The 25,218-nt window shown below is 70.6% G+C and carries 18 protein-coding genes and 1 pseudogene; 7 read left to right on the top strand and 12 right to left on the bottom strand.

Going from position 1 to position 25,218, the window contains the following annotated elements:
* Positions 1–67: 67 nt before the first annotated feature.
* Complete coding sequence (locus ACZ44S_RS06415) at positions 68–1,156, bottom strand: LCP family protein (RefSeq protein WP_466925106.1); 1,089 nt, start codon at positions 1,154–1,156, stop codon at positions 68–70.
* Positions 1,157–1,411: 255 nt separating this feature from the next.
* On the opposite strand from ACZ44S_RS06415, the gene ACZ44S_RS06410 reads away from it, so the two are divergent.
* Together ACZ44S_RS06410 and ACZ44S_RS06405 are read left to right on the top strand one after the other, a co-directional pair.
* On the top strand, positions 1,412–2,683 hold the full coding sequence (locus tag ACZ44S_RS06410) for a nucleotide sugar dehydrogenase (protein ID WP_466925104.1): 1,272 nt from the start codon (positions 1,412–1,414) through the stop codon (positions 2,681–2,683).
* Positions 2,680–4,476, top strand: coding sequence for a glycosyltransferase (locus ACZ44S_RS06405; RefSeq protein ID WP_466925103.1), 1,797 nt, complete (start codon positions 2,680–2,682; stop codon positions 4,474–4,476). Before ACZ44S_RS06410 ends, ACZ44S_RS06405 begins: the two co-directional genes overlap by 4 nt.
* A 70-nt stretch (positions 4,477–4,546) precedes the next feature.
* Here ACZ44S_RS06405 and ACZ44S_RS06400 read toward each other — a convergent pair whose 3' ends face one another.
* The 6 genes from ACZ44S_RS06400 to ACZ44S_RS06375 all read right to left on the bottom strand — a co-directional run bounded on the left by ACZ44S_RS06400 (position 4,547) and on the right by ACZ44S_RS06375 (position 14,677).
* Positions 4,547–5,974, bottom strand: a complete 1,428-nt coding sequence (locus tag ACZ44S_RS06400) for a polysaccharide deacetylase family protein (RefSeq protein WP_466925102.1) — start codon at positions 5,972–5,974, stop codon at positions 4,547–4,549.
* A 57-nt stretch (positions 5,975–6,031) separates the two neighbouring features.
* Positions 6,032–7,471, bottom strand: coding sequence for a cellulose binding domain-containing protein (locus tag ACZ44S_RS06395; protein ID WP_466925100.1), 1,440 nt, complete (start codon positions 7,469–7,471; stop codon positions 6,032–6,034).
* Positions 7,472–7,618: 147 nt separating this feature from the next.
* A complete protein-coding gene (locus ACZ44S_RS06390) occupies positions 7,619–9,748 on the bottom strand; it encodes a 3-hydroxyacyl-CoA dehydrogenase NAD-binding domain-containing protein (RefSeq protein WP_466925099.1) in 2,130 nt (709 codons plus the stop codon).
* Positions 9,745–10,962: a thiolase family protein gene (locus ACZ44S_RS06385; protein WP_466925097.1), complete on the bottom strand. Its 1,218-nt coding sequence runs from the start codon at positions 10,960–10,962 to the stop codon at positions 9,745–9,747. The genes ACZ44S_RS06390 and ACZ44S_RS06385 overlap by 4 nt, the downstream gene beginning before the upstream one ends.
* A gap of 299 nt (positions 10,963–11,261) precedes the next feature.
* Positions 11,262–12,296, bottom strand: a complete 1,035-nt coding sequence (locus ACZ44S_RS06380; protein WP_466925096.1) for a LacI family DNA-binding transcriptional regulator — start codon at positions 12,294–12,296, stop codon at positions 11,262–11,264.
* Positions 12,293–14,677, bottom strand: a complete 2,385-nt coding sequence (locus ACZ44S_RS06375) for a glycoside hydrolase family 2 protein (protein WP_466925094.1) — start codon at positions 14,675–14,677, stop codon at positions 12,293–12,295. Before ACZ44S_RS06375 ends, ACZ44S_RS06380 begins: the two co-directional genes overlap by 4 nt.
* A 150-nt stretch (positions 14,678–14,827) precedes the next feature.
* On the opposite strand from ACZ44S_RS06375, the gene ACZ44S_RS06370 reads away from it, so the two are divergent.
* From ACZ44S_RS06370 to ACZ44S_RS06360, 3 genes are read left to right on the top strand one after another with little or no spacing between them, the layout of a single operon-like run.
* Positions 14,828–16,150 (top strand): ABC transporter substrate-binding protein, encoded by a 1,323-nt coding sequence (locus tag ACZ44S_RS06370; protein WP_466925092.1) that lies wholly within the window; start codon positions 14,828–14,830, stop codon positions 16,148–16,150.
* Positions 16,150–17,040, top strand: coding sequence for a carbohydrate ABC transporter permease (locus ACZ44S_RS06365; protein WP_466925091.1), 891 nt, complete (start codon positions 16,150–16,152; stop codon positions 17,038–17,040). The genes ACZ44S_RS06370 and ACZ44S_RS06365 overlap by 1 nt, the downstream gene beginning before the upstream one ends.
* Entirely contained in the window at positions 17,037–17,867 is an 831-nt protein-coding gene (locus tag ACZ44S_RS06360; RefSeq protein WP_466925089.1) for a carbohydrate ABC transporter permease, read from the top strand. The genes ACZ44S_RS06365 and ACZ44S_RS06360 overlap by 4 nt, the downstream gene beginning before the upstream one ends.
* A 123-nt stretch (positions 17,868–17,990) precedes the next feature.
* Here ACZ44S_RS06360 and ACZ44S_RS06355 read toward each other — a convergent pair whose 3' ends face one another.
* The 3 genes from ACZ44S_RS06355 to ACZ44S_RS06345 all read right to left on the bottom strand — a co-directional run bounded on the left by ACZ44S_RS06355 (position 17,991) and on the right by ACZ44S_RS06345 (position 21,046).
* A complete protein-coding gene (locus ACZ44S_RS06355; protein ID WP_466925087.1) occupies positions 17,991–19,271 on the bottom strand; it encodes a ribonuclease D in 1,281 nt (426 codons plus the stop codon).
* A 169-nt stretch (positions 19,272–19,440) separates the two neighbouring features.
* Positions 19,441–20,103, bottom strand: coding sequence for a helix-turn-helix transcriptional regulator (locus ACZ44S_RS06350; RefSeq protein ID WP_004923664.1), 663 nt, complete (start codon positions 20,101–20,103; stop codon positions 19,441–19,443).
* Between the two features lie 268 nt (positions 20,104–20,371).
* Complete coding sequence (locus tag ACZ44S_RS06345; protein WP_466925085.1) at positions 20,372–21,046, bottom strand: DUF3000 domain-containing protein; 675 nt, start codon at positions 21,044–21,046, stop codon at positions 20,372–20,374.
* Between the two features lie 145 nt (positions 21,047–21,191).
* Here ACZ44S_RS06345 and hemE point away from each other — a divergent pair, with 145 nt between their 5' ends.
* The gene (gene hemE / locus ACZ44S_RS06340) at positions 21,192–22,286 is read left to right on the top strand and encodes a uroporphyrinogen decarboxylase (protein ID WP_466925083.1); all 1,095 of its coding nucleotides are present in this window, start codon (positions 21,192–21,194) and stop codon (positions 22,284–22,286) included.
* A 245-nt stretch (positions 22,287–22,531) separates the two neighbouring features.
* Here hemE and ACZ44S_RS06335 read toward each other — a convergent pair whose 3' ends face one another.
* On the bottom strand, positions 22,532–23,356 hold the full coding sequence (locus ACZ44S_RS06335; RefSeq protein WP_466925201.1) for a rhomboid family intramembrane serine protease: 825 nt from the start codon (positions 23,354–23,356) through the stop codon (positions 22,532–22,534).
* 134 nt (positions 23,357–23,490) lie between these two features.
* Between ACZ44S_RS06335 and ACZ44S_RS06330 the strand changes: the two genes are divergently transcribed.
* Positions 23,491–23,811: a hypothetical protein gene (locus ACZ44S_RS06330; protein ID WP_466925082.1), complete on the top strand. Its 321-nt coding sequence runs from the start codon at positions 23,491–23,493 to the stop codon at positions 23,809–23,811.
* A gap of 15 nt (positions 23,812–23,826) precedes the next feature.
* Here ACZ44S_RS06330 and ACZ44S_RS06325 read toward each other — a convergent pair.
* Positions 23,827–25,143, bottom strand: a pseudogene (locus ACZ44S_RS06325) (FAD-dependent oxidoreductase); the annotation flags it as partial.
* Between the last annotated feature and the right edge of the window lie 75 nt (positions 25,144–25,218).

The raw sequence follows: 25,218 nt of genomic DNA, 5'->3' as shown, positions 1-25,218 counted from the left end.
GGGGGCAGGCGCCATGCGCCGGCTCGATGGACGCCGACGGCCCGACGTTCGGACCGCCGGGGGTCCCTCAGCCGCGCGCCGGGGACTTCCGCACCGACTCCGGTATCTCCGCGTCCGTACGGATCGCCTCCCACAGCCGGGACGCCAACGGCTCCACCGCCACCACCCGGTTGGGGTCGGCCCGGTCGTACTCCACCGGCAGCATGACCGTGTCCATCGCCGTGGGGTCGATCCCCTCCAGGCTCTGCCCGAACTCGGCCAGCGCGGTGAGCGAGGCCAGCTCGGAGTCGGTGGTCAGCGACTCGGTGAGCCGGTCGGCGATCCGGTACAGCTTCGCCGGACTCCCCAGCACATCCTGCCGCTTGATCTCGGCCAGCAGCGCGCCCAGGAACTTCTGCTGCAGTTCGATCCGCCCCAGGTCGCTGCCGTCGCCGTAACCGTGCCGGGTGCGTACGAACTTCAGCGCCTCGTCGCCGTCCAGCCGGTGCTCACCGGCGTCCAGCCGCAGCCCCGAGGTGATCGGCCGCTCCAGCCGTACCGTCACTCCGCCGATCGCGTCCACGATCCCCTTGAACCCGGCGAAGTCCACCTCCACGAGATGGTCCACCCGCACGTCACTCATCTGTTCGACCGTCTTTACGGTGCACGCCGATCCCACCTGCGCGTAGACGGAGTTGAACATCACCCGCCGGGCCGAGGGCACCACCGTGCCGTCGGACTTCGTGCACTCGGGCCGGGTCACCAGCGTGTCGCGCGGAATGCTCACCGCCACCGCCTCGGTCCGGCCCCGCGCTATGTGCACCAGCAGCGCGGTGTCGGAGCGCGCCCCGGCGGCCGAGCCCCCGTCCGGCGCCGCGTTCGCCCCCGCCCGGGAGTCCGAGCCGAGCAGCAGCAGGTTCAGCGCGTCACCGGCCTCGGCCGCGCGCCGTGGGCGGTTCTTCTCGTCGCCGAGCGCCTTGTCCAGGTCGACCGCGCTGTCCTTGAGGTTGCCGTCCAGCCCTCGGTACAGCCACCATGCGGTACCGCCCGCCGCGAGGACCACCACGAGCAGCACCGGCAGGACGACACGGCGGAACGTGCTGCCGCGGCCACGGGTGCGGGCACGCCTGCGGCTGCCGGGCCGGGGCCCGCCGGCGGGGGCGCTGGTGTGGGTCATGTCGCTCCGGTTCACGCTGACTGGGCAGGCCGGCCGGGGCCTCTGCCCGGCCGGACGTCACTGTGGTGACAGGAGACACACGAGCTGCGCCAAGGGTTGTACAGGTGTGTACGTGACAAGCCGCACTTGTTGTGAGCAGGGTGAAAAGGTGAAGGTTCTGTTAGCCTCCTCGGACTTGTTCGATTTTCTCGGGCGGCTTGTGCTGCCCGCGTCCGGCCGGCCCGTGGCCGTGCAACGGGGTTGGGGAATGGTGTCGTGAGCAGATCCTCCACGACGGATCTTGTCGTTGTCGGACTCGGTTACGTGGGGCTGCCGCTGGCTCGTTCCGCCGCAGCCGCCGGATTGAAGGTGGTGGGTCTCGACCGCAGCAGCGCAGTTGTCCAGGGGCTGAACAGTGGCCGTTCACATGTCGACGACATCTCGGACGACGAGGTCGGCGCCATGCTCGGCCAGGGCTTCACGGCCTCCGACCGCCCCGAGGTCATCGCCGACGCGGCTGCCGTCGTCATCTGCGTGCCCACCCCGCTCACCGAGTACGGCTCCCCGGACCTGGGCGCCGTGCACGCCGCGGTGGAGGACATAGCCACCCACCTGCGGCCCGGCACCCTCGTGGTGCTGGAGTCCACGACCTACCCCGGCACCACCGACGAGGTCGTGCGGCCCCGCCTGGAGGCCGGCGGCCTGACCGTGGGCAAGGACTTCCACCTGGCCTTCTCGCCCGAGCGCATCGACCCGGGCAACGCCTCCTTCGGCCTGGAGAACACGCCCAAGGTCGTCGGCGGCGTCACGGCCGACTGCACCAAGGCCGCCCGTGCCCTCTACGAGCGCTTCGTGGCCCGCGTGGTCGAGGCCAAGGGCACCCGCGAGGCCGAGATGGCCAAGCTGCTGGAGAACACCTACCGGCACGTCAACATCGCCCTCGTCAACGAGATGTCGATGTTCTGCCGTGAGATCGGCGTCGACCTGTGGGACGCGATCCGCTGCGCCTCCACCAAGCCGTTCGGCTTCGCGCCGTTCTACCCCGGCCCCGGCGTCGGCGGGCACTGCATTCCGATCGACCCCAACTACCTCTCCTACAAGGTGCGTTCGCTGGGCATCCCGTTCCGGTTCGTGGAGCTGGCGCAGGAGATCAACCAGCGCATGCCGGTGCACGTGGTCAACCGTGCCGCCGATCTGCTCAACGACGAGGGCAAGGCCGTGCGCGGCTCCCGCGTGCTGCTGCTCGGCGTCACCTACAAGCCGGACATCTCCGACCAGCGGGAGAGCCCGGCCATGGCGGTCGCCGAGAACCTCCTCGCCCGCGGCGCCGAACTCGTCTACTTCGACCCCCGGGTCGACGACTGGGCGGTCGAGGGCACCCCGGTCGAGCGCGTCGACGACTACCTGGCCGGCGCCGAGACCGCGGACCTCACCATCCTGCTCCAGCCGCACCGGGAGATAGATCTGGACCTGCTGGCCGACCGCGCCCGCAAGCTGTTCGACACCCGGGGCAAGTCCGCCGATCACCCCCGGGTGGTCAAGCTGTGACAACCGAGGACACGTACATACCGGGGGCCGTCGACTCCGACGGCCGTGGGCACCGCAAACGCCGGCACCTGAAGGTCTCGTACTTCTTCTTCCTCGCGATCGCCGCGGTCATCGCCACCCGGCTCGACTCCGACTCGCTGCACCTGTACTCCATGGGCGCCATGGGCCTGCTGGCCCTCAAGATGTTCGGCGCCCTGTTCTACCGGCCCGCCAAGGCGGGCCGCGAGGAACTGGAGTACCTGGAGGACTGCTGGGTCACCGCGGTCATTCCCATCTACAACGAGGACCCGGTGATGTTCGAGCAGGGCATGCGCTCCCTGCTCGCGCAGAGCCGGCTCCCCAACGAGATCCACATCATCGACGACTGCAGCGCCGACCCCGGAGGCATCCGGGCGGCGAAGAAGCTGCGGCCCGAGTTCGAAGCCCTGGGCGTCAAGTACACCGTCAGCATCCAGCCCGAGAACAAGGGCAAGCGCGAGGCCCTGGCGCTGGGCTTCGAGGCGGCGCCGTACTCCGACATCTTCCTCTGCGTCGACTCCGACACCGTGCTCTCCCGGGACACCGTGCGCGAGCTGCTGCTGCCGCTGGCCGACGAGAAGATCATGGCCTCCACGGGCATGGTGCTGGCGCTCAACCACGACAGCAACATCTTCACGCGCCTGCAGGACCTGCGCTACGGCAACTCCTTCCTGTTCGAGCGGGCCGCCTACTCGCGGCTGAAGTCCGTGCTCTGCTGCTGCGGCGCCCTCTCGGCGTACCGCGGCACCCTGGTGCGCAAGTACCTGCCGGACTTCCTCAACCAGCAGTTCCTGGGCAAGCCGGCCGTTTTCGGCGACGACCGCCGGATGACCAACTACTGCCTGATGGAAGGCCAGGTGGTCTTCCAGGAGACCGCCGTCGGCTACACCGCCGTCCCCGAGAAGCTGCCGCACTTCCTGCGCCAGCAGGTCCGCTGGAACAAGTCCTTCTTCCGTGAGTCCCTGTGGGCCTTCCGGCACCAGAAGAAGTTCCGGCCGGCCTTCTGGCTGACCTGCATGGAGCTCGGCCTGTGGCTGGTCTTCGGCACGGCCATGTTCTACTCCATGGTCATCCTGCCGATCATGGAGCCGACCCGGTTCCTCAACCACATCGGCGACTACGCGCTGTTCATGGTCCTCATGGGCTACCTGCGCAACGTCCGCTACCTCGACTTCCCGCGCCGTGGCATGGGCTTCATCAAGCGGTTCGGGATGTTCCTGCTGGCCCCGCTCTACGGTCTGATCCAGCTCTTCCTGCTGACCCCGCTGCGGTTCTACGCCCTGCTCACCCTGCACAAGGGCAGCTGGGGCACCCGCCAGGCCGGTGTCGAGGTGACCGTGGGCGGCGACCACGAGGCCGACATGACGGAGATCTGGGAGGAAGAGGACCCGTACTCCGACAAGAAGGTCACCGAGACGCTCCAGCTCATGCGTCTGGAGGGCGTGGCCCTGCGCACCCGGCCCCGGGCCGCCTACGTCCCCAGCCAGCCGCAGCCGCTGCCCGGCTACGACGAGGAGCACCACCAGAACGTGCCGCAGCAGCCCGTGAGCTGGGGCACTCCGGCGCCGGCCCAGGCGGCGCCCGCCCAGCACGGCGGACAGCAGTGGCAGGGCGGTGGGCAGCAGCAGTGGCAGGGCGGCCACGGCGACCCGTACCAGCAGCAGCCCTACCCGCAGCAGCCGCAGCACCCCCAGCAGGGGTACGGCCGTGACGGCCGCCAGGGCGGCTATCAGAACCCCGACTGGCCGCAGAACGGCCAGGGCGGCGGCTGGTAGGCCCGGTCGCGTACGAACGACGAAGGGGGGCGGCCTCACGGCCGCCCCCCTTCGCGTCATGTCCGTGCGCCTACTTGTAGTAGGCCATCGCCTCCTCGACGGTCACCACCGGGATGTCCCGGTCCTCGAGCTCCTGCATCAGCGTGGTGAGCCCGGCCGTGCCGATCTCCGTGCTGGTTTTCGGGGTGCCGTCGACGATCTTGTGCAGACAGAGGATGAGCCAGTCGCCGTTCTCCCGGCACCGGTCCAGGTGGCCGCCCTCGGCCGTCAGCCGCGTCAGCGGAGTACCGCCGATGCCGGTGGCGTCGGTGATGCCCGTCAGCGACTTCAGGCGGTAGGGGTTGGCCGGGGCGAACGACTCGATCGTCTCGGAGATGATCGACCGGGCCGTGGTGAAGTGCCGGCTGGCGATCAGGTCGACGGGAACGCCGTCCGAGGTCTTCTGGAACGCTCCGTGCGGATAGGCGAAGTGCTCGCTGGTGAAGCCGTTGGACACCAGCCACTCGCGCAGCTTGCGGAAGTCCTCGTCGGCCTGCTCCGCGGTCAGCTTGGGGTAGCTGGCGCTGTGCGTGGCGTTGGCATAGGCGTGACCGCCCATCTCCCAGCCGGAGAAGTTCTGCATCGAACGCATCTGGTCGACCGTCATGAAGCTCCCGGTCCCGATGACGTCGGCGATGTTGTACGACGTGCCGGGGAAGCCGAAGGAGTCCATCACCGGGCGGGCCAGGTCGTGGATCGACTTGTGGGAGTCGTCGAAGGTGATGGAGACGACGCCCTTGGGGAACGCCTCGGAGGTGTCCGGTATCAGCTCCACGGCCTGGAGCCGGTATGTCACCGGACCGGCGGCGTTGTCGTACACGGCGAACGACATGTCCGTGAAGCCCGTCCGGGTGGACGGCTTGCCGTCGGCGGAGATGGTGTACGTGCCGGACGCGCTCCTGACGTCGGCCCACTGGAGGTGGACCGTGACCCACTCCCCTGACTGGACGTAGTTCGCCGCGGTCTTGGAGTGGGAGTGGAACGTCCAGGAGAAGTAGTTCTTCAGCCCGCCGCTGCCCAGGTAGAACACCATCTTGGACAGGTTCGCCACGTCGTCGACGCGGAAGACCAGCCGGATCATCTTGCCGCTCAGATCCATCGCGGCCATACCGGACTTGCGGACGTAGGACTGCTTGCCGCTGCCGTTGGTGGTGACCCGCACGGCCTGGGTGCCGCGCACGAACTGCGTCTTGTCGTTCGCCTCCGCGGACTGGGTGCCCGCACCGCCCGCGCTCCAGCCGTGCGACGCCTGGAACTGCTGGGACCAGGTGGCCCGGCGGTTCTTGGGCCTGCGCCCCGACGGGGCGTAGGGCGGGGGAGTGGTGAGGCCGCCGATGGCACCCTCGGCAGCCGCCGGGGCCGCCGCGGGCTGCGCGGCGACATTGCCCAGCCAGGCACCCCCGCCCGCCATGGCGACGCCGCCGGCGCCCCCCAGGAACAGTGCCGAGCGCCGGCTCACCACCGGCTTCTCACCCGTCGCAGCGCGGCTGTGTGAGCTGGACCGCCTCTTGCCCACTTAGGACCCCCGAACCGTGTCGAAGTAGTTCATTCCCTTGCCGGTGAAGTCCTCGACCTGGGCCTGGACCTCGTCCGCCGACAAGGTTTCGTTCGCGTTGTAGTAAAGCCAGTCGACCTTCATGTCCCAGGCACGCTCGCCCTTGAACGGCAGGTCGATGAACCAGTGGTTGAAGTTCACCGACATGTCGGCGCGCGGGTAGAACTTCCCGTTGGTGAGGAAGAGTTTCTTCCCGTCGAGCCAGTAGGCGACCACGCCGTCCTTGACCCTGATCATCATGGTGTGCCAGTTGTCGAGGCTCTTGTTCGTGGTGGTGTAGAGACGGTCGTTCGTCTTGTGGTCGTACCAGGTCACGGTGTCCAGCTTGGGACCGGGCCGCCCCCAGCCGCCGTTGGGCATGTACTCGTTGTCGAGCTCGCTGTACTTCGCGCCCTTGCCGCCGATGGTGTAGAAGGTCTGGTTGACGTGGTCGCCCTTGTCGCCGCTGGTCGGCCCGTCGGTGAAGTGGATGCGCGCCGCGTAGGTGCCCTCGCGGAACTTGCTCTCGGCGGTGCCGAGGCTCGCCTGCTTGGTGCCCGCCTCGGTGCCGTCGGTGCTGGCGCGCAGCTGGAGCACCTGCCCGCCCTCCAGGGCCTCCTCGTCGCCGGGGAAGGTGACGCCGTCCGCCGACCACGTGTCCTCGATCCCCGGGCCGCCCTTGCTGGTGCGGACCAGCCAGCCGTGCTTGAACAGGGCCGGGTCCTTGGCGCCGAGGTAGTCGAAGGTGTCGAACAGCACGCCCTCCGGCGGGGCCGGCAGCGGATCGGGCGCGGCGGCCGTCTTCGCCTGCTTCCCGCCGGGCTCGGGCTTGGTGCCGTCCGGCTCCTCGCCCCAGGCGAGCACGCCCCGCCTGTACGCGGTGACCTGCTTCGCCTCCTTGTACGTCGTCATCTCCGCGTCGAAGGAGCGGTCGTCGGACTGCTTGAGCTCCTTGTGGTCCGTGCGGAACAGCTGGACGTCGATGCCCTTGCTGTTGGCGCCCGGGGCCAGGGTGCCGGCCTTGTCCGTGAACCGGATCTCCAGGTAGTGGTCGGCGCCCTCGCCGGGCTTGTCCGCCTCGACCACGCGCCCGGCCAGGTTGGAGCAGCCGAAGGCCACGTTGACGCAGTTGAAGGCGTACGAGGCCCCCTCGTCCGCGGTGAACCAGTACCGGAGCGAGACATCGCTCAACGGCAGCGGCTTGTCGGTCTTGTTGAAGACCTCCAGCGACGGCTTGGCCACCTTCGAGGTGGCCGGGGTGTCCGTCCGGTAGCGGACGAGCAGCTCCGGCGGATCCGGGTTGGCCTTCTTCCACAGGGGATAGAGCGCCGTGGCGCCGGCCGCGATCACGACCACGAACAGCAGCAGCCGTATCTTGGGCCACACCCGGCTCCGGGCTGGACGGCGGCGGGTGGTCGCCACGGGGACTCCTCAGCAGAACAAAACGACGTGCATGTAAACAAGTGGTCGGATGGTGTGGAGATCCTATCGGTACGCCTGTGACGAAAGGGGGTGGGTCGCACGGATCGTTACCCGTGCGACCCACCCCCTCACGGGGACCGCCGTCCGCTACGCCGGAACGCTCGCCACGCCCGGCTCCAGGAACCTCTTGCCGTTGACGCGCTCGGAGACGCCCTCACGGTCCAGGTACGGCGTGATGCCGCCCAGGTGGAACGGCCAGCCGGCGCCGGTGATCAGGCACAGGTCGATGTCCTGGGCCTCGGCGACGACGCCCTCGTCGAGCATGAGCCCGATCTCCTGCGCCACCGCGTCCAGCACCCGCGCCCGCACCTGCTCCTCGGTGAGGACGGTGTCGCCCTGCTGCAGCAGCGCGGCGACCTCCGGGTCCAGCTCGGGCTTGCCGCTGTCGTAGACGTAGAACCCGCGCTTGCCCGCCTCCACGACCCGCCTGAGGTTCGGGGAGACCGTGAACCGCTCGGGGAACGCGCGGTTGAGGGTCTCGGACACGTGCAGACCGATCGCGGGACCGACCAGCTCCAGCAGCACCAGCGGCGACATCGGCAGACCGAGCGGCTCGACGGCCTTCTCGGCCACCTCGACCGGGGTGCCCTCGTCGATGACGTTCTGGATCTCGCCCATGAAGCGGGTGAGGATGCGGTTCACGACGAACGCCGGGGCGTCCTTGGTGAGGACCGCGGTCTTCTTCAGCTTCTTGGCGACGCCGAACGCCGTGGCCAGCGAGGCGTCGTCGGTCTGCTCGCCGCGCACGATCTCCAGCAGCGGGAGGACCGCGACCGGGTTGAAGAAGTGGAAGCCGACGACCCGCTCGGGGTGCTTCAGCTTCGACGCCATCTCGGAGACGGAGAGCGAGGAGGTGTTGGTGGCGAGGATCGCGTGCGCCGGGGCCACCGCCTCGACCTCGGCGAACACCTGCTGCTTGACGCCCATCTCCTCGAACACGGCCTCGATGACGAAGTCGGCGTCCGCGAAGCCCTCGGCCTTGTCCAGCACACCCGAGACCAGCGCCTTGAGACGGTTGGCCTTGTCCTGGTTGATGCGGCCCTTGCCGAGCAGCTTGTCGATCTCGGCGTGGACGTAGCCCACACCCTTGTCGACGCGCTCCTGGTCGATGTCGGTCAGCACGACCGGCACCTCCAGGCGGCGCAGGAACAGCAGCGCGAGCTGGGAGGCCATCAGACCGGCGCCCACGACACCGACCTTGGTGACCGGACGGGCCAGGTTCTTGTCCGGGGCGCCCGCGGGGCGCTTGCCGCGCTTCTGCACCAGGTTGAACGCGTAGATGCCCGAGCGCAGTTCGCCGCCCATGATCAGGTCGGCGAGCGCCTTGTCCTCGGCGTCGTAGCCCTGCTGCAGGTCGCCGTTCTTGGCGGCGGCGATGATGTCCAGCGCGCGGTAGGCGGCCGGGGCGGCGCCGTGCACCTTGGAGTCGGCGATGAAGCGGCCCTTGGCGACGGCCTGGTCCCAGGCCTCACCGCGGTCGATCACCGGACGCTCGACGACGATCTCGCCCTTGAGGACGGCCGCCGTCCAGATCAGCGACTGCTCCAGGAAGTCCGCGCCCTCGAAGATCGCGTCGGCGATCCCGAGCTCGTGCACCTGCGCGCCCTTGAGCTGCTTGTTCTGGTTGAGGCTGTTCTCGATGATCACCGAGACGGCCTTGTCGGCGCCGATCAGGTTCGGCAGCAGCGTGCAGCCGCCCCAGCCGGGGACCAGACCGAGGAAGACCTCGGGCAGCGAGAAGGCCGGGAGGGCCGCGGACACCGTGCGGTAGGTGCAGTGCAGACCGACCTCGACGCCACCGCCCATGGCGGCGCCGTTGTAGTACGCGAAGGTCGGCACGGCCAGGTTCGCCAGCCGCTTGAAGACGTCGTGGCCGCCCTTGCCGATGGCGAGCGCGTCCTCGTGCCGCTTCAGCAGCTCGACGCCCTTGAGGTCGGCGCCGACGGCGAAGATGAACGGCTTGCCGGTGACACCGACGCCGACGATCTCGCCGTCCGCGGCCTCCTTCTCGACCCGGTCGATCGCGGCGTCGAGGTTGGCCAGCGACTGCGGGCCGAGGGTGGTCGGCTTGGTGTGGTCGTGACCGTTGTCCAGCGTGATCAGCGCGAACCGGCCCGCGCCGAGCGGCAGGTCGAAGTGGCGTACGTGCGCGCTGGTGACGACCTCGCCGGGGAACAGCTCGGCCGCACCCTTCAGAAGCTCTGCGGTGGTGCTCACTTGTCCCCCTCGAAGTGCGGGTTCTCCCAGATGACCGTGGCGCCCATGCCGAAGCCGACGCACATGGTGGTGAGGCCGTAACGGACCTCGGGCTGCTCCTCGAACTGGCGGGCCAGCTGCGTCATCAGACGGACGCCGGAGGAGGCGAGCGGGTGGCCGAAGGCGATGGCGCCGCCGTACTGGTTGACGCGCGCGTCGTCGTCGGCGATGCCGTAGTGCTCCAGGAACGCGAGGACCTGGACGGCGAAGGCCTCGTTGATCTCGAACAGGCCGATGTCTGAGATGGACAGCCCCGCCTGGGCGAGGGCCTTCTCCGTGGCAGGGATCGGGCCGTAGCCCATGACCTCCGGCTCCACACCCGCGAAGGCGTAGGAGACCAGGCGCATCTTCACCGGGAGGCCGTTCTCACGGGCGAAGTCCTCGGAGGCGATGAGGGAGGCGGTGGCGCCGTCGTTCAGACCGGCCGCGTTGCCCGCGGTGACCCGGCCGTGGACGCGGAACGGCGTCTTGAGGTTCGCCAGGTTCTCCAGGGTGGTGCCCGGACGCATCGGCTCGTCGGCGGTGACCAGGCCCCAGCCGGTCTCACCGGCTTCCTCGTTGGTGCGGCGCACCGAGATCGGCACCAGGTCGGCCTGGATCTTGCCGTTGGCGTACGCCTTGGCGGCCTTCTCCTGGGAGCGCACGGCGTACTCGTCGGCGCGCTGCTTGGTGATCGAGGGGTAGCGGTCGTGCAGGTTCTCGGCGGTCATGCCCATGAACAGGGCGGACTCGTCGACGAGCTTCTCGGACACGAACCGCGGGTTGGGGTCGACGCCCTCGCCCATCGGGTGGCGGCCCATGTGCTCGACACCGCCCGCGATGGCGACGTCGTACGCGCCGAAGGCGACGGAGCCGGCGACCGTGGTGACGGCGGTCAGGGCGCCGGCGCACATGCGGTCGATGGAGTAGCCCGGGACCGAGGTGGGCAGGCCCGCGAGGATGCCGGCCGTGCGGCCGATGGTCAGGCCCTGGTCGCCGATCTGCGTGGTCGCGGCGACGGCGACCTCGTCGATCGTCTTCGGGTCGAGACCGGGGTTGCGGCGCAGCAGCTCCCGGATCGCCTTCACGACGAGGTCGTCGGCGCGGGTCTCGTGGTAGATGCCCTTCGGGCCCGCCTTGCCGAACGGGGTGCGGACGCCGTCGACGAAGACGACGTCCCTGACGGTACGAGGCACGATGGCTCTCCTCCAGGTACGGGATGCTGAGCGCTTGCTTACGGGCCATGCTACTTATGAGTAACGTGACTGCCCAGTCCCGCCGCCTGGAGCGGCGAACATCACACGTCCGGCGGTCAAACCTGGGGCTCCGCCCCAGACCCCGCTCCTCAAACGCCGGAGGGGCTGGATTGTGCCGGACGGGCTGAAATATCTCAGCCCGTCCGGCGTTCGAGGACGAGGCCCGAAGGGCCGAAAGGGGGTCTGGGGCGCAGCCCCAGGGTCGGGACGGGAAGGGGCGGCTGGGGCGAGAAAACAGCTCACGGTGGGGCCGTGGACCCCCGCGGGGTCAGGACCGGGGTGGCGACGGGGTGCGACCCCGGCCCCTCGCCGGTGATGACGCCGAACAGCGTTCGCGCGACCTCCGCTCCAAAGCCGTGCACGTCATGACTCATGGCGGAAAGCGTCGGATGCGTCAGCCGGCACAACTGCGAGTCGTCCCACGCCAGCAGCGACACATCCTCCGGCACCCGCAGCCCCATCTCCGCCGCCACCGACAACCCCGCCACCGCCATGATGTCGTTGTCGTACACGATCGCCGTCGGCCGCTCACCCGGCACCGCGGCCAGCAGCGAACGCGTCGCCCGCGCCCCCGCGTCCCCCGAGAAGTCCGTGGCCACCTGCCACGCCCGCGCCGCCGGCCGCAGCGCCCGCACCGCCTCGTCGAACGCGGTCGTACGGATCGAGGTGTGCCCGAGCTCCGCCGCGCCGCCCACCCGGGCGATCCGCCGGTGCCCGAGCGCCGCCAGGTACCGCACCGCTTCCGTCACCGCCGTGGCGTCGTCCGTCCACACGGAGGTCAGCCCGCCGGTCAGCGAGGGATGCCCGACCGCCACCACCGGCAGCCCGAGCCGCTCGGCCACCGCCGGGCGGGGGTCGTCGGCCCGGAAGTCCACCAGGATCGAGCCGCCGATCTGCCGTCCCCTCCACCATGACTCCAGCAGCCCGACCTCCTCGTCCGGGCTGCGCACCAGCCGCAGCAGCAGCGCACAGGACCGCTCGACCAGGACGCTCTCCACGCCCGAGATGAACTCCATGTAGAACGGTTCCAGGCCGAGCAGCCGGGCGGGCCGGCACACCGCGAGGCCCACCACGTCCACGCGTGAACCGGCCAGCGTCCGTGCGGTCGAGCTCGGTGCCCAGCCCAGTTCCCGGGCCGCCCGGAAGATCCGGTCCCGGGTCGCCTCCGACAGCCCGGGTTTCCGGTTGAAGGCGAGGGACACGGCACCCTTGGACACACCGGCGCGCGCGGCGACGTCCTTGATGGTGACGCGAGGGGTCGGCGTTGCCGTCATCGAGTGGGCTCCACGCAGTACAGGGCGCAGCGGGCGGTTTCCGGGTCCGGAGTCTTCCAGCCCCGCACCCCGATGGTCACCTCTTCCCCGGGAAGCAGCGTGACCAGCCCCCGGTCGGCCCGGGCGTCCGGATCCAGCCGGTCGGCCTGGAGCAGCAGATCCCGTACAAGCGTCCGGGCCCTGACCGTGATCCCCTCCGGAGCGACGGCCACCTCGAACTCGGGCCGCGGATAGGGGATCTCCCGGTCCGGCACCGGGAAGTGCAGCGCCCGCAGTTCTCCCGCGTCGGCGACCAGGAACTCCTTCGGGCCGGCCGGGACCAGCTCCGCCGGGACCCCGACAAGGCCCACGGTCCGCGCCCCGACGGCCAGCACCGGGTCCGCCTCCGCGATCACCGTGCCGTCGACGGACATCCGCCGCAGCCGCAGCGTTCCGTGCCAGTCCTCGGCGGCCTGGTTCACCGCCGCCACCACCACCGGGCCCGCACCGTCCGCCCGCACCGTCAGCAGCCGGTCCGCGTACAGCCGCCGCAGCTCGTGGTACAGCGGCTTCTCCCGCCCGTCCCCGTCGATCGCGGCCCACGAGGTCACCGGCCAGCAGTCGTTGAGCTGCCACACCACCGTGCCCGCGCACACCGGCCAGTGGGACCGCCAGTGCTCGATCCCGGCCGCGATCGCACGCGCCTGGTTGACCTGCGTCAGATAGTGCCAGCGGTCGAAGTCGCCCTCCGGCACGGCGAAGTGCCGGGCCAGCCCGCGCTCCAGTTTGCCGTTGCCGTCCTCCGCCTTCTGGTGGTGCAGCACGCCGGGGGAGTCGGCCGCGAGCTCCTCACCGGGCAGCGCGCGGCGCAGGGTGGCGTACGCGGGCGGCGCCTGCCAGCCGAACTCGGCGACGAAACGAGGGACGTCGAGCCGGTAGTCGGCGTAGTCGGCGCGGTTCCACACCTCCCAGGAGTGGTGCGTGCCGTGCGCCGGGTCGTTCGGGTGGTGCCGCCAGGACCCGGACCAGGGGCTGCCCGCCGTGTACGGCCGCGTCGGGTCCGACTCCGCGACGATGCGCGGCAGTACGCCCAGGTAGTAGCCCTCGCCCCAGGAGTCCCCGGCCAGGGACGGCTCCCAGCCCCAGTCCCGGAAACCCCACAGGTTCTCGTTGTTGCCGTTCCACAGCACCAGCGAGGGGTGCGGCATCAGCCGTACGACGTTCTCCCGGGCCTCCGCCTCCACCTCCCCGCGCAGCGGCTGCTCCTCGGGGTAGGCGGCGCACGCGAAGGGGAAGTCCTGCCAGACCAGCAGCCCCAGTTCGTCGCAGGCGTCGTAGAAGTCCTCGCTCTCGTAGATGCCGCCGCCCCAGACGCGCACGAGGTCCACGCCCGCGCCGGCGGCCTGCTCCAGCCGCCGCCGGTAGCGCTCCCGGGTGATCCGGGACGGGAAGACGTCGTCCGGGATCCAGTTGACGCCCCGGGCGAACAGCCGCTCGCCGTTGACGACCAGCGTGAACCCGGTGCCGTGCCGATCGGCCGGGGTGTCCAGCTCCACCGTTCGGAAGCCGATCCGGCGCCGCCAGGAGTCCAGCTCCTCCCCGTCGTGCAGTAGCGTCAACTCCACGTCGTACAAGGGCTGTTCGCCATACCCGCGAGGCCACCACAGCCGCGCGTCGGGCACCCGCAGGCGCACGGTCCCCCGCGTGCCGTCGATCTCCGCGCGGGCGCGTACGCCGCCGACGGCCGCCTCGACGGTGAGCGGCGCCTCGACCCGGCAGCGCTCCACGTCCACGGCCAGCTCGACCAGCCCCACCCCGTCCTCGACGGTGACCAGCGGGCGCACGCGGGAGATCCGCGCCGTGGACCAGTGCTCCAGTCGCACCGGCCGCCAGATCCCCGCCGTCACCAGCGTCGGCCCCCAGTCCCACCCGAACGAGCAGGCCATCTTGCGGACGTACTGGTAGGGCTCGGCATAGGCGCCGGGCCGCTCGCCCACCGCGCCGCGCACCGCCTCGGCCTCCGCGTAGGCGGAGGCGAACCGCACCGTGAGCCGCCCGCTCAGCCCGGTCACGTCGAACCGGTACGAGCGGTGCATGTTGCGTACGCTGCCCAGCGGCCGGCCGTCGAGCAGGATCTCGGCGACCGTGTCGAGCCCGTCGAAGACCAGATCCGTCTGCTCGTGCGTGCCCGCCACGGTGCGCAGTTCCGTCTCGTACGTCCAGTCCCGCCGGCCCACCCACGCCACCTCGGTCTCGTTCCGCGCGAGGAACGGATCGGGGATCAGTCCGGCCGTCAGCAGATCGGTGTGCACACACCCCGGCACCGAGGCGACAAGCGCCTCCCCCGAGCCGTCCGGGTGTCGCAGGATCCATCCGTCGGTGAGCGGTGTGACCTGACGCATGCACACTCTCCTTAAACCGGTTCACTCGCCTCTGGGCAACGGTTTGGCATCGTTGGCGCAATAGAGACTTTACCGGTTCAGTGACGTGCTGCCAGAGTGCCGAATCCAGCCAACCCACTCGTGCTCGACCGCCCCGTGAACGGAGCCGTGATGCACCTGAACCGCCGCACGACACTCACCGGATCGATCGCCCTCCTCGCCCTGCTGGCCGCCGCCTGCACGGGCACGGGAGGCTCCTCGGAGGGCGCGGACGCCAAGGCCCCCGACGACCCGTCGGAGGTCAAGGGGTCCATCACGGTCCTCACCCACCGGACGGACCTGGTGCAGGACGGGACGATGAAGAAGTACGCCGCGGAGTTCAACGAGACCCATCCCGGCGTGAAGGTCGAGTTCGACGCCCTCACCGACTACGAGGGCGAGGTCAAGATCCGGATGAACACGGAGAACTACGGCGACGTCCTGATGATCCCCGCCGTCATCGAGAAGAAGGACTACCCCAAGTTCTTCGCGTCCCTGGGCACCCGGGCGGAACGCAGCGCCCGGTACCGCTTCACCGACTACTCCACCGTCGACGGCAAGGTCTACGGCCAGAGCCCCATCGGCGTGGTGCCGGGGTTCGTGTACAACAAGAAGGTCTGGAACGACGCCGGCGTCACCGACTGGCCCACCACCCCCGACGAGTTCCTCGACGACCTGAGGGCCATCAGGTCGAAGACCGACGCGGTGCCGTACTACACCAACTTCAAGGACATGTGGCCGCTGACCCAGTGGACCAACGTCAACGGCTCCGTCGGCTGCGACACCGGTGCCACCACGAAGCTCGCCGAGGGCGACCCCTGGGCGGAGGGCGCCGACCTGCGCGTGGCCGACACCCTGCTCCACGACATCGTGCGCGGCGGCCTGGCGGAGAAGGATCCGACCACCACCAACTGGGAGGCGTCCAAGCCAAGGCTGGCCAAGGGGGAGATCGCCACCATGTGGCTGGGCTCCTGGGCCGTCGTCCAGATGCGGGACGCCGCACGGCAGGCCGGCGCCGACCCCGCCGACATCGGCTTCATGCCCTTCCCCGCGCAGCGGGACGGCGCCTTCTGCGCGGTGACCTCCCCGGACTACCAGCAGGCCGTCAACGTCCACTCCGACCACAAGGAAGCCGCCCGCGCCTGGATCGACTGGTTCACCGACAAGTCCGGCTACGCCGAGGCCAACCTCGCCCTCTCCCCGCTCAAGGACGCCCCGCTGCCCGACATCCTCCAGCCGTACGAGGAGAAAGGCGTCAAGCTCATCGACCTCGACGACGGCAAGGGCGCCGAGGTGAAGTCCATCGACAACCAGTCCGAGGTCGGCATCTACAAGCCCGACTACCGCCAGGACCTCGTCGACCTCGCCCGCGGTGCGCGCGAGGGCAGCCTGGACGACTTCCTCGGCGACCTCGGCGAGCGCTGGTCCGAGGCGCGGAACTCCCTGGGGTCCTGATGGCGGACACCGCCCGCAAGGCGGCGCGGCCGGGCCGCCGTCTCACCCCCTGGCTCTTCCTGGCCGCCCCGCTGGCCCTGCTGCTGACGTTCACCTACGCGCCGATCGCCAACATGATCGCGTACAGCTTCACCGACTGGGACGGTGTGAGCCCGGAGCTGAACTGGACGGGCGCCGAGAACTACTCCGAACTCCTCACCCGCTCCGAGCTGTTCGAGGTGTTCTTCGTCAGCGGCTACTACCTCGCCGGCTCCGCGGTGCAGATCGTCCTCGCCCTCTACTTCGCCACGGTCCTGAGCTTCCACGTCCGCTTCCGCAACTTCTTCAAGGGCGTGCTGTTCTTTCCGTACCTGATCAACGGCGTGGCGATCGGCTTCGTCTTCCTCTACTTCTTCCAGGACGGCGGCACCCTCGACTCCGTGCTGAACCTGTTCGGCGCCGGCACCGACCACGCCTGGCTGGGCACGCCGTTCTCCGCGAACACCTCGCTCGCGGGCGTCTCCGTCTGGCGCTACATGGGCCTGAACTTCGTGCTCTTCCTCGGCGCCATCCAGTCCATCCCGGGCGAGTTGTACGAGGCGGCCGAGATCGACGGCGCGACCCGATGGCAGCAGTTCCGGCACATCATCGCGCCCGGCATCAGACCCGTCCTGAGCCTGAGCGTGATCCTCTCCGTCTCCGGCTCGCTGTCGGTCTTCGAGATCCCGTACATCATGACGGGCGGTGCCACCGGCACCGAAACGTTCGTCATCCAGACCGTGAAGCTGGCGTTCCAGTTCAACAAGACGGGCCTCGCCTCGGCGGCCGCCGTCGTCCTGTTGCTGATCGTCCTGGCGGTCACCTGGGTGCAGCGGCGCATCGTCCCCGACGAGAAGGTGGATGTGGTATGACCCGCCGCACCGCGACCCGTGCCCTCGTGTACCTGTCCCTGGTCCTCGCCACGCTCGTCGTCCTGCTGCCGCTCACCGTGGTTTTCCTGACCTCGCTGAAGTCGTCCGAGGAGATGGCGAACGGCAGCGGAGCGCTGGCCCTGCCCGACGACCCGCTGAACCTGGACAACTACGTGACCGCGTTCCGGGACGGCCAGATGCTGTCCGCCTTCGGAAACACGGCGGTCATCCTCGTCGTCGCCGTCGGCGGCACGATCCTCATCGGCTCGATGACGGCGTACGCGATCGACCGCTTCCACTTCCGCTTCAGGAAGCTGGTCGTGGCGCTGTTCCTGCTGGCCGCGCTGGTCCCCGGGGTGACCACCCAGGTGGCGACCTTCCAGATCGTCAACAGCTTCGGCATGTTCGACAGCCTGTGGGCGCCGATCGCCCTCTACATGGGCACGGACATCGTGTCGATCTACATCTTCCTGCAGTTCATCCGCTCGATCCCGGTCTCCCTGGACGAGGCGGCCCGCCTGGATGGCGCCAACGCCTTCGCCGTCTACCGCAAGGTGATCCTCCCGCTGCTCAAGCCGGCGATCGCCACGGTGGTCATCGTGAAGGGGATCAACGTCTACAACGACTTCTACATCCCCTTCCTCTACATGCCCTCCGAGGACCTTGGCGTGATCTCGACGTCCCTGTTCCGCTTCAAGGGCCCCTTCGGAGCGCACTGGGAGACGATCTCGGCGGGCGCCGTCCTGGTCATCCTGCCCACCTTGATCGTCTTCCTCTTCCTCCAGCGCTTCATCTACAACGGCTTCATGAGGGGGGCGACGAAATGAGGGGCCGCCGAAGTGGGTGGCCTGGATGGAGGCGCCGACATGGGCGCCTCGAAAGGCCGTGGGGAACTGCGCGACCAGCCACGTGCCGGCCGCGCCCGTCATACGACACTCGCCGTACGGCGACTAGGCAGCCAGCGCAGCAACCAGCACAGGCGTGACCTGCTCGACCTGCCACGCACGGGCCCCGTGAGCGGCCAGCGCCGCGGCGACCGACTGCCCGTCGGCGGGCACGGGCGGCTCCCAGCACACCCTCCGCACCGTGTCCGGCGTGATCAGGTTCTCCGCCGGCATCCCGAGGCGCTCGGCCAGCTCGCTCACGCCCGCCCGCGCGGCGGCCAGCCGTGCCGCGGCCGCCGGGTCCTTGTCGGCCCACGCGCGCGGCGGCGGGGGACCGGTGACCGGCTGGCCGGGCTGGGGCAGCCGGTCCTCGCTCAGCGCCTTCGCCCGGTCGACGGCCGCCTGCCACTGCTCCAGCTGGCGCCGTCCCACCCGCTGGCCGAACCCGTTCAGCGCGGCCAGTGCGTGCGGGTTGGCCGGCATGGCCAGCGCGGCCTCGACGATGGCCGCGTCCGAGAGCACCTTGCCCGGGGAGACGTCCCGGCGGCGGGCGATCCGGTCGCGGGTCTGCCACAGCTCGCGGACGACGGCCATCTGCCGGCGGCGGCGGACCTTGTGCATGCCGGAGGTGCGCCGCCAGGGGTCCTTGCGGGGCTCCGGCGGCGGCGCCGAGGCGATCGCCTCGAACTCCTGCCGGGCCCAGTCGAGCTTGCCCTGCCGTTCCAGCTCCTTCTCCAGCGCGTCGCGGAGGTCGACCAGCAGTTCGACGTCGAGGGCGGCGTAGCGCAGCCAGGGCTCGGGCAGCGGGCGGGTGGACCAGTCGACGGCGGAGTGTCCCTTCTCCAGGACGAAGCCGAGCACGTTCTCGACCATCGCGCCCAGGCCGACCCGGGGGAACCCGGCCAGGCGTCCGGCCAGCTCGGTGTCGAAGAGGCGGGTGGGCACCATGCCTATCTCGCGCAGGCACGGCAGGTCCTGGGTGGCTGCGTGCAGCACCCACTCGGTGCCGGACAGCACCTCGCCGAGACCGGACAGGTCGGGGCAGGCGACCGGATCGATCAGCGCGGTCCCCGCGCCCTCGCGGCGCAGCTGGACGAGATAGGCGCGCTGGCCGTAGCGGTAGCCGGAGGCGCGCTCGGCGTCCACGGCGACGGGGCCGGTCCCCGCGGCGAAGGTGGCGATCACCTCGGCGAGCGCGGCCTCGTCCGCGACGACGGGCGGAATGCCCTCGCGCGGTTCGAGCAAGGGGATCGGCGCCTCCGTAGCAGAAGATCCGCCGTCGTCCGGAGGGGCGCCTCCGGTGGTGCGCAGTGAACTGTCTGCTGCGGTGTCGTGGGCGTCGGTCACCTGTCAAGAGTATCCGCACGGGCCGGGGCCTGACCTGCCCCTACGCGCGTGGGCGGGGCCGACCAGCGAAAACAGGCCTTGGCGGAACCCTGGACGACGGCGCCCGCGCGGGCGCCCGCCGACAGTGGTGCCGACGGGCGCGGGCGGGTCGCAGGGGGCCGGGTCGGGGTCAGTGGATGATGCCGGTGCGCAGGGCCACGGCCACCATGCCGGCGCGGTCGCCGGTGCCGAGCTTGCGCGCGATGCGGGCGAGGTGGCTCTTGACGGTCAGGGCGGACAGGCCCATGGAGACGCCGATCGCCTTGTTCGACTGGCCCTCCGCCACCAGCCGCAGCACCTCGACCTCGCGGCCGGACAGTTCGCGGTAGCCGCCCGGGTGGCTCGGGGCACCCGGGGGGCGGCGGTGCAGACGGGCGGCGGCGGCACCGATGGGGGCGGCACCGGGTCGGGTGGGGAGCCCGAGGTTGGTGCGCGTGCCGGTGACGACGTATCCCTTCACTCCGCCGGCCAGCGCGTTGCGCACGGCACCGATGTCGTCGGCGGCGGACAGGGCCAGGCCGTTGGGCCAGCCGGCGGCGCGGGTCTCGGAGAGGAGGGTGAGGCCGGAACCATCCGGCAGATGGACTTCGGCGACGCAGATGTCGCGGGGGTTGCCGATGCGGGGACGAGCCTCCGCGACGGACGAGGCCTCGATGACATCGCGCACACCGAGCGCCCACAGATGGCGGGTGACGGTGGAACGGACGCGCGGGTCGGCCACGACCACCATGGCGGTCGGCTTGTTCGGGCGGTAGGCGACCAGGCTTGCGGGCTGCTCGAGGAGAACGGACACCAGGCCTCCTGGGTGCGGGACGGGGCCGGCTCGTGGGGGGTGAAGCCGGGACGAACCGTGCTTTCAAGGTCACAGTCGTCTTCGGCAACAAACCTGTTGTCCTTTAACGAATGATCACGAAGTGATGAGTAACAATCCGGGCAATTCGGACGCGCGATCGATCATTCGAAGATCGAACGGTTTCGGTCTGCGTCGCATCGCTTCCGAAAGTGGCCGTATCGACAAAGAGACGGTCAGTGATGATTGCGCGGAGCCCGAAGCGGGAAGCTCAGCGCGACTGCGGTCCCCGCCGCTGCGGCAGCGTCACCACCGACGCGTCCCCGGGAGCGGCCGGCGGCAGCCCCGCCACCTGCGCCAGCAGATCGCACCACGCGACCAGATGCGCCCCCGCGTCCGGTACCCCGGCCAGACCCTCCCGGGGCGTCCAGGAGGCCCGGATCTCGATCTGCGAGGCGGCGGGCCGCTCCGACAGCCCGCCGAAGTAGTGCGAACTCGCCCGCGTCACCGTGCCGCTCGGCTCGCCGTACGTCAGACCGCGCGCCGAGAGCGCACCGGTGAGCCAGGACCAGCACACCTCCGGCAGCAGCGGGTCCGCCGCCATCTCCGGCTCCAGCTCCGCGCGCACCAGCGTCACCAGCCGGAAGGTGCCCCGCCAGCCGTCGTGCCCGGCCGGGTCGTGCAGCAGCACCAGCCGGCCGTCGGCCAGGTCCTCCTCGCCGTCGACGACCGCCGCCTCCAGCGCGTACGCGTACGGGGCGAGACGTTTGGGCGCGGGCGCGGGATCCACCTCGACCTGCGGCCGCAGCCGAGCGCCGCGCAGCGCGTCGACCGCCGCCCGGAAGGGCGGCGGGGGCGCACCCCCGTGCCCGGGATCCTTCTCGGTCCCCTTCGGTTCGTCCATTCCGCCAGCGCCGTCCGACAGTCGTCCCTGAGCCGCAGCCATGCGGGGAAGATTAAGCGGAACGGCGCCCCCGTGCAGGGAGGGACACCCGCGGCGGCGAGGGCTGTCCGGATCGTGCCCCGCGCGCACCGCACACCGGGCGACCTGGCGTCCGGGGAGGCGGACGGGTCGTGCGAGACTGGCCGGTGTGAGTGCCAACGCAAGCCCGACGGGCCAGACGCCGACAGCGACCACCGATCCCGTCAAGAACGACGCAGTCAAGGATTCGGCCTTCCTCAAGGCGTGCCGTCGTGAGCCGGTGCCGCACACGCCGGTGTGGTTCATGCGGCAGGCCGGGCGCTCACTGCCGGAGTACCGCAAGGTGCGCGAGGGCATCGGGATGCTCGACTCCTGCATGCGCCCCGACCTGGTCACCGAGATCACCCTCCAGCCGGTGCGCCGCCACCACGTCGACGCGGCGATCTACTTCAGCGACATCGTCGTCCCGCTCAAGGCCATCGGCATCGACCTCGACATCAAGCCCGGCATCGGCCCGGTCGTCGAGCAGCCGGTGCGTACCCGCGCCGACCTCGCCCGGCTGCGCGACCTCACCCCGGAGGACGTCTCCTACGTCACCGAGGCCATCGGCATGCTGACCCGGGAACTCGGGTCCACCCCGCTGATCGGCTTCGCGGGCGCCCCCTTCACCCTCGCCAGCTACCTCGTCGAGGGCGGCCCCTCCCGCACGTACGAGAACGCCAAGGCGATGATGTACGGCGACCCCGAACTCTGGGCCGACCTGCTCGACCGCCTCGCCGACATCACGGCCGCGTTCCTCGAGGTCCAGATCCGGGCCGGCGCCTGTGCCGTCCAGCTCTTCGACTCCTGGGCCGGCGCGCTCGCCCCCGCCGACTACCGGCGCTCGGTGCTGCCCGCCTCGGCGAAGGTGTTCCGCCGGGTCGCCGGCCACGGCGTCCCGCGCATCCACTTCGGCGTCGGCACCGGTGAGCTGCTGGGCCTCATGGGCGAGGCCGGTGCGGACGTCGTCGGCGTCGACTGGCGCGTCCCCATGGACGAGGCCGCGCGGCGCGTCGGTCCCGGCAAGGCGCTCCAGGGCAATCTCGACCCGACCGTCCTGTTCGCCGGCTCCGACGCCGTCGAGGCCAAGGCGCAGGAGGTGCTGGACTCCGCGGCCGGTCTGGAGGGCCACGTCTTCAACCTCGGCCACGGCGTGATGCCGTCCACCGACCCGGACGCCCTGACCCGTCTCGTGGAGTACGTCCACACGCGCACCGCGCGCTGACCCACCGCGCACGCGCCGCGCGCGTCCTACCCCGGAGGCGGGGTAGGACACCTGTCGCCCAGGAGTCTGGAACGCCTGCGCGACCACGCCTCGGCGGCCGTCCGCCGCCCACCGGAGCCTTCTGCGACACCCTCCTCGCCGACCAGCTGACCGTCGAGAGCGACGACGACGTGGCCATGGTCGCCCTGCGCGTACCCGGCTCCGGCTGACACCGCCCCCGGGGTCACCGCCGCACCGCCCCCGGGTCACCGCCAGGTGCGCCGTGCCTGCCGTCCGTACAGCGGCCCGTCCGGCACCTGCGGCGGGGGAGTGCCCGGCCTGAGGGGCCAGGCGACCAGCATGCCCGCGACGAAGCCGGCGACATGGGCCGGATACGCCACCGTGCCGGCCCCCGAGACGCCCGCACCGGACGAGTACACCGCCTGCAGGACGAACCAGGAGCCCAGCACCAGCCAGGCGGGCAGCCGCAGCGGCAGGAAGATCAGGAAGGGCACCAGCACCCAGACCCTGACCTTCGGATACAGGACCAGATACGCGCCGAGGACACCGGCGATCGCCCCGGACGCGCCGATCAGCGGCTCGCCCGACCCGGAGTCCAAAAGGGCGAAGACGTACGCGGCGGCATACCCGCACACCAGGTAGAACAGGAGGTACCGCACGTGCCCCATGCGGTCCTCGACGTTGTTGCCGAAGATCCACAGGAACAGCATGTTGCCCAGCAGATGCAGCCAGCCGCCGTGCAGGAACATCGCCGTCAGCACGCTCAGCTCGGGCGACTTCTCGTAGCCCGGCCGGTCCACCACGCACCCCGGGCCCTGTGGGCCCACCCCGGTGTCGCCCGTGGGCACGAGGTCCGGCATCCGGTGGTGGATCAGCTCCCGCGGCACCACCGCGTACCGGTCCAGGAACGCCTCGAGGTGGCAGAGTTCGGCGAGACCGCTCACGCCGGTCAGCGAACCGACGACACCCGGGGTGAAGACCACGAACACGACGACGTTGGCGGCGAGGAGCGCGTACGTCACCCAGGGGGTGCGCCGCGCCGGGTTCACGTCATGGACGGGGATGACCACGTCCCACAGGTGCCCGGGCGGGGGCCGGTGAATCCGCGGAGCCACTGAACACCGCCGCCCGGCCGTGCGTATCACTCGTCAACCGCCCGCGGCGCGGGGAAGGGGTCCGCGGGGCCGACGTGAGGAAACTGGCGATGAACGACCGAGTGACTCCCGCGATGCACGCGCTGCCCGACGGCGAGGCCGAGCTCACGCTCGTGGTGCGTCTCCCCTGGGAGGACATCGCACGGCTCGGCCAGGAGGCCGGGCGGCTCGCGTCCCAGATGCAGCGGCCGGTCACGCTGGACGAGGCGGTGAGCCACCGGCTGCGCTCCGCGAAGGCCGCCGCGCATGCGCGGCCGGCGGGGGAGCAGCCGCCTGCGCAGGCGGCTGCCGCATCGGTGGCGTCGTTGCCGTCACGCCCGCCGGCGGAGCAGGCGCGGCAGGCGATCGAAAGGATCAACGGGACGGCGTGAAGGGGCGCGGCCCCCTCACGAGGTCGCCCTGATGCGTGCCGCCGCCTTGCGGGCCGCCACCAGGACCGGGTCCCACACCGGGGAGAACGGGGGTGCGTAGCCCAGGTCGAGGGCGGTCATCTGGTCCACCGTCATGCCGGCCGTGAGGGCGACCGCCGCGATGTCCACGCGCTTGCCCGCACCCTCGCGGCCGACGATCTGGACGCCGAGGAGACGGCCCGTGCGCAGTTCCGCGAGCATCTTCACCGTCATGGGGGAGGCGTTCGGGTAATAGCCCGCGCGGCTGGTCGACTCGATGGTGACCGTTTCGAAGCGCAGGCCCACGCGGCGGGCGTCCTTCTCCCGCAGCCCGGTGCGGGCGATCTCCAGGTCGCACACCTTGCTGACCGCCGTGCCGACCACGCCGGGGAAGGTGGCGTAGCCGCCGCCTGCGCCCGCGCCGATGATCTGGCCGTGCTTGTTGGCGTGTGTGCCGAGCGGGACGTGCCGCTGCTGCCCGGAGACCAGGTCGAGGACCTCCACGCAGTCCCCGCCGGCCCAGATGTTCTCGTACCCGCGCACCCGCATGGACCGGTCGGTGAGCAGGCCGCCGTGCTCGCCGAGAGGGAGTCCGGCGGCCTGCGCGAGGCTCGTCTCGGGCCGCACCCCGATGCCGAGGACGACGACGTCGGCCGGGTACTCGGCCTGCTCCGTGGCGACCGCTCGCACCCTGCCGTCGTCCCCCGTCAGCACCTCGGTGACCTCGGCGTCGTTCACCATGGTGATGCCCATGCCCTCCATGGCGCGGTGCACCAGGCGGCCCATGTCGGGGTCAAGGGTCGCCATGGGCTCCTTGCCGCGGTTGACGACCGTCACCTCGTAGCCCCGCTTGATCATCGCCTCGGCCATCTCGACGCCGATGTATCCCGCGCCCACGACCACCGCGCGGCGGCCGCGGGTGGCGGCCAGCGTGTCCAGCAGCGCCTGGCCGTCGTCGAGGGTCTGCACGCCGTGCACACCGGGGGCGTCGATGCCGGGCAGTTCCGGGCGGACGGGCCGCGCGCCGGTGGCGATCACGAGCTTGTCGTACGACGTCCAGGACTCGGCGCCGGTATCGACGTCCCGCGCGCGGACCCGCCCCCGGCCGGGGTCGAGTTCCGTGACCTCGGTGCGCAGCCGCACGTCGATGTCCCGCGCGCGGTGCTCCTCGGGGGTGCGCGCGATGAGCCGGTCCCGGTCGGTGACGTCACCGCTCACCCAATAGGGGATGCCGCACGCCGAGTAGGAGGTGAAGTGGCCGCGTTCGAACGCCACGATCTCCAGCTCCCGCGGTCCCTTCAGACGGCGGGCCTGGGGGGGGGGGGGGGGGGGGGGGGGGGGGGGGGGGGGGGGGAAAAAAAACGCCCTCGGCACGTGTGTAGCGTTTGT

The organism is Streptomyces malachitofuscus (assembly GCF_055571035.1).
The sequence above is the reverse complement of the archived record's forward strand: the minus strand, read 5'-3'. Positions and strand labels throughout refer to the sequence as shown.

Coding starts and splice junctions, on each gene's coding strand:
- ACZ44S_RS06375 (WP_466925094.1), bottom strand. CDS start 14,677: ATGCGTCAGGTCACACCGCTCACCGACGGATGGATCCTGCGACACCCG.
- ACZ44S_RS06415 (WP_466925106.1), bottom strand. CDS start 1,156: ATGACCCACACCAGCGCCCCCGCCGGCGGGCCCCGGCCCGGCAGCCGC.
- ACZ44S_RS06370 (WP_466925092.1), top strand. CDS start 14,828: ATGCACCTGAACCGCCGCACGACACTCACCGGATCGATCGCCCTCCTC.
- ACZ44S_RS06365 (WP_466925091.1), top strand. CDS start 16,150: ATGGCGGACACCGCCCGCAAGGCGGCGCGGCCGGGCCGCCGTCTCACC.
- ACZ44S_RS06360 (WP_466925089.1), top strand. CDS start 17,037: ATGACCCGCCGCACCGCGACCCGTGCCCTCGTGTACCTGTCCCTGGTC.
- ACZ44S_RS06330 (WP_466925082.1), top strand. CDS start 23,491: ATGAACGACCGAGTGACTCCCGCGATGCACGCGCTGCCCGACGGCGAG.
- ACZ44S_RS06345 (WP_466925085.1), bottom strand. CDS start 21,046: ATGGCTGCGGCTCAGGGACGACTGTCGGACGGCGCTGGCGGAATGGAC.
- ACZ44S_RS06380 (WP_466925096.1), bottom strand. CDS start 12,296: ATGACGGCAACGCCGACCCCTCGCGTCACCATCAAGGACGTCGCCGCG.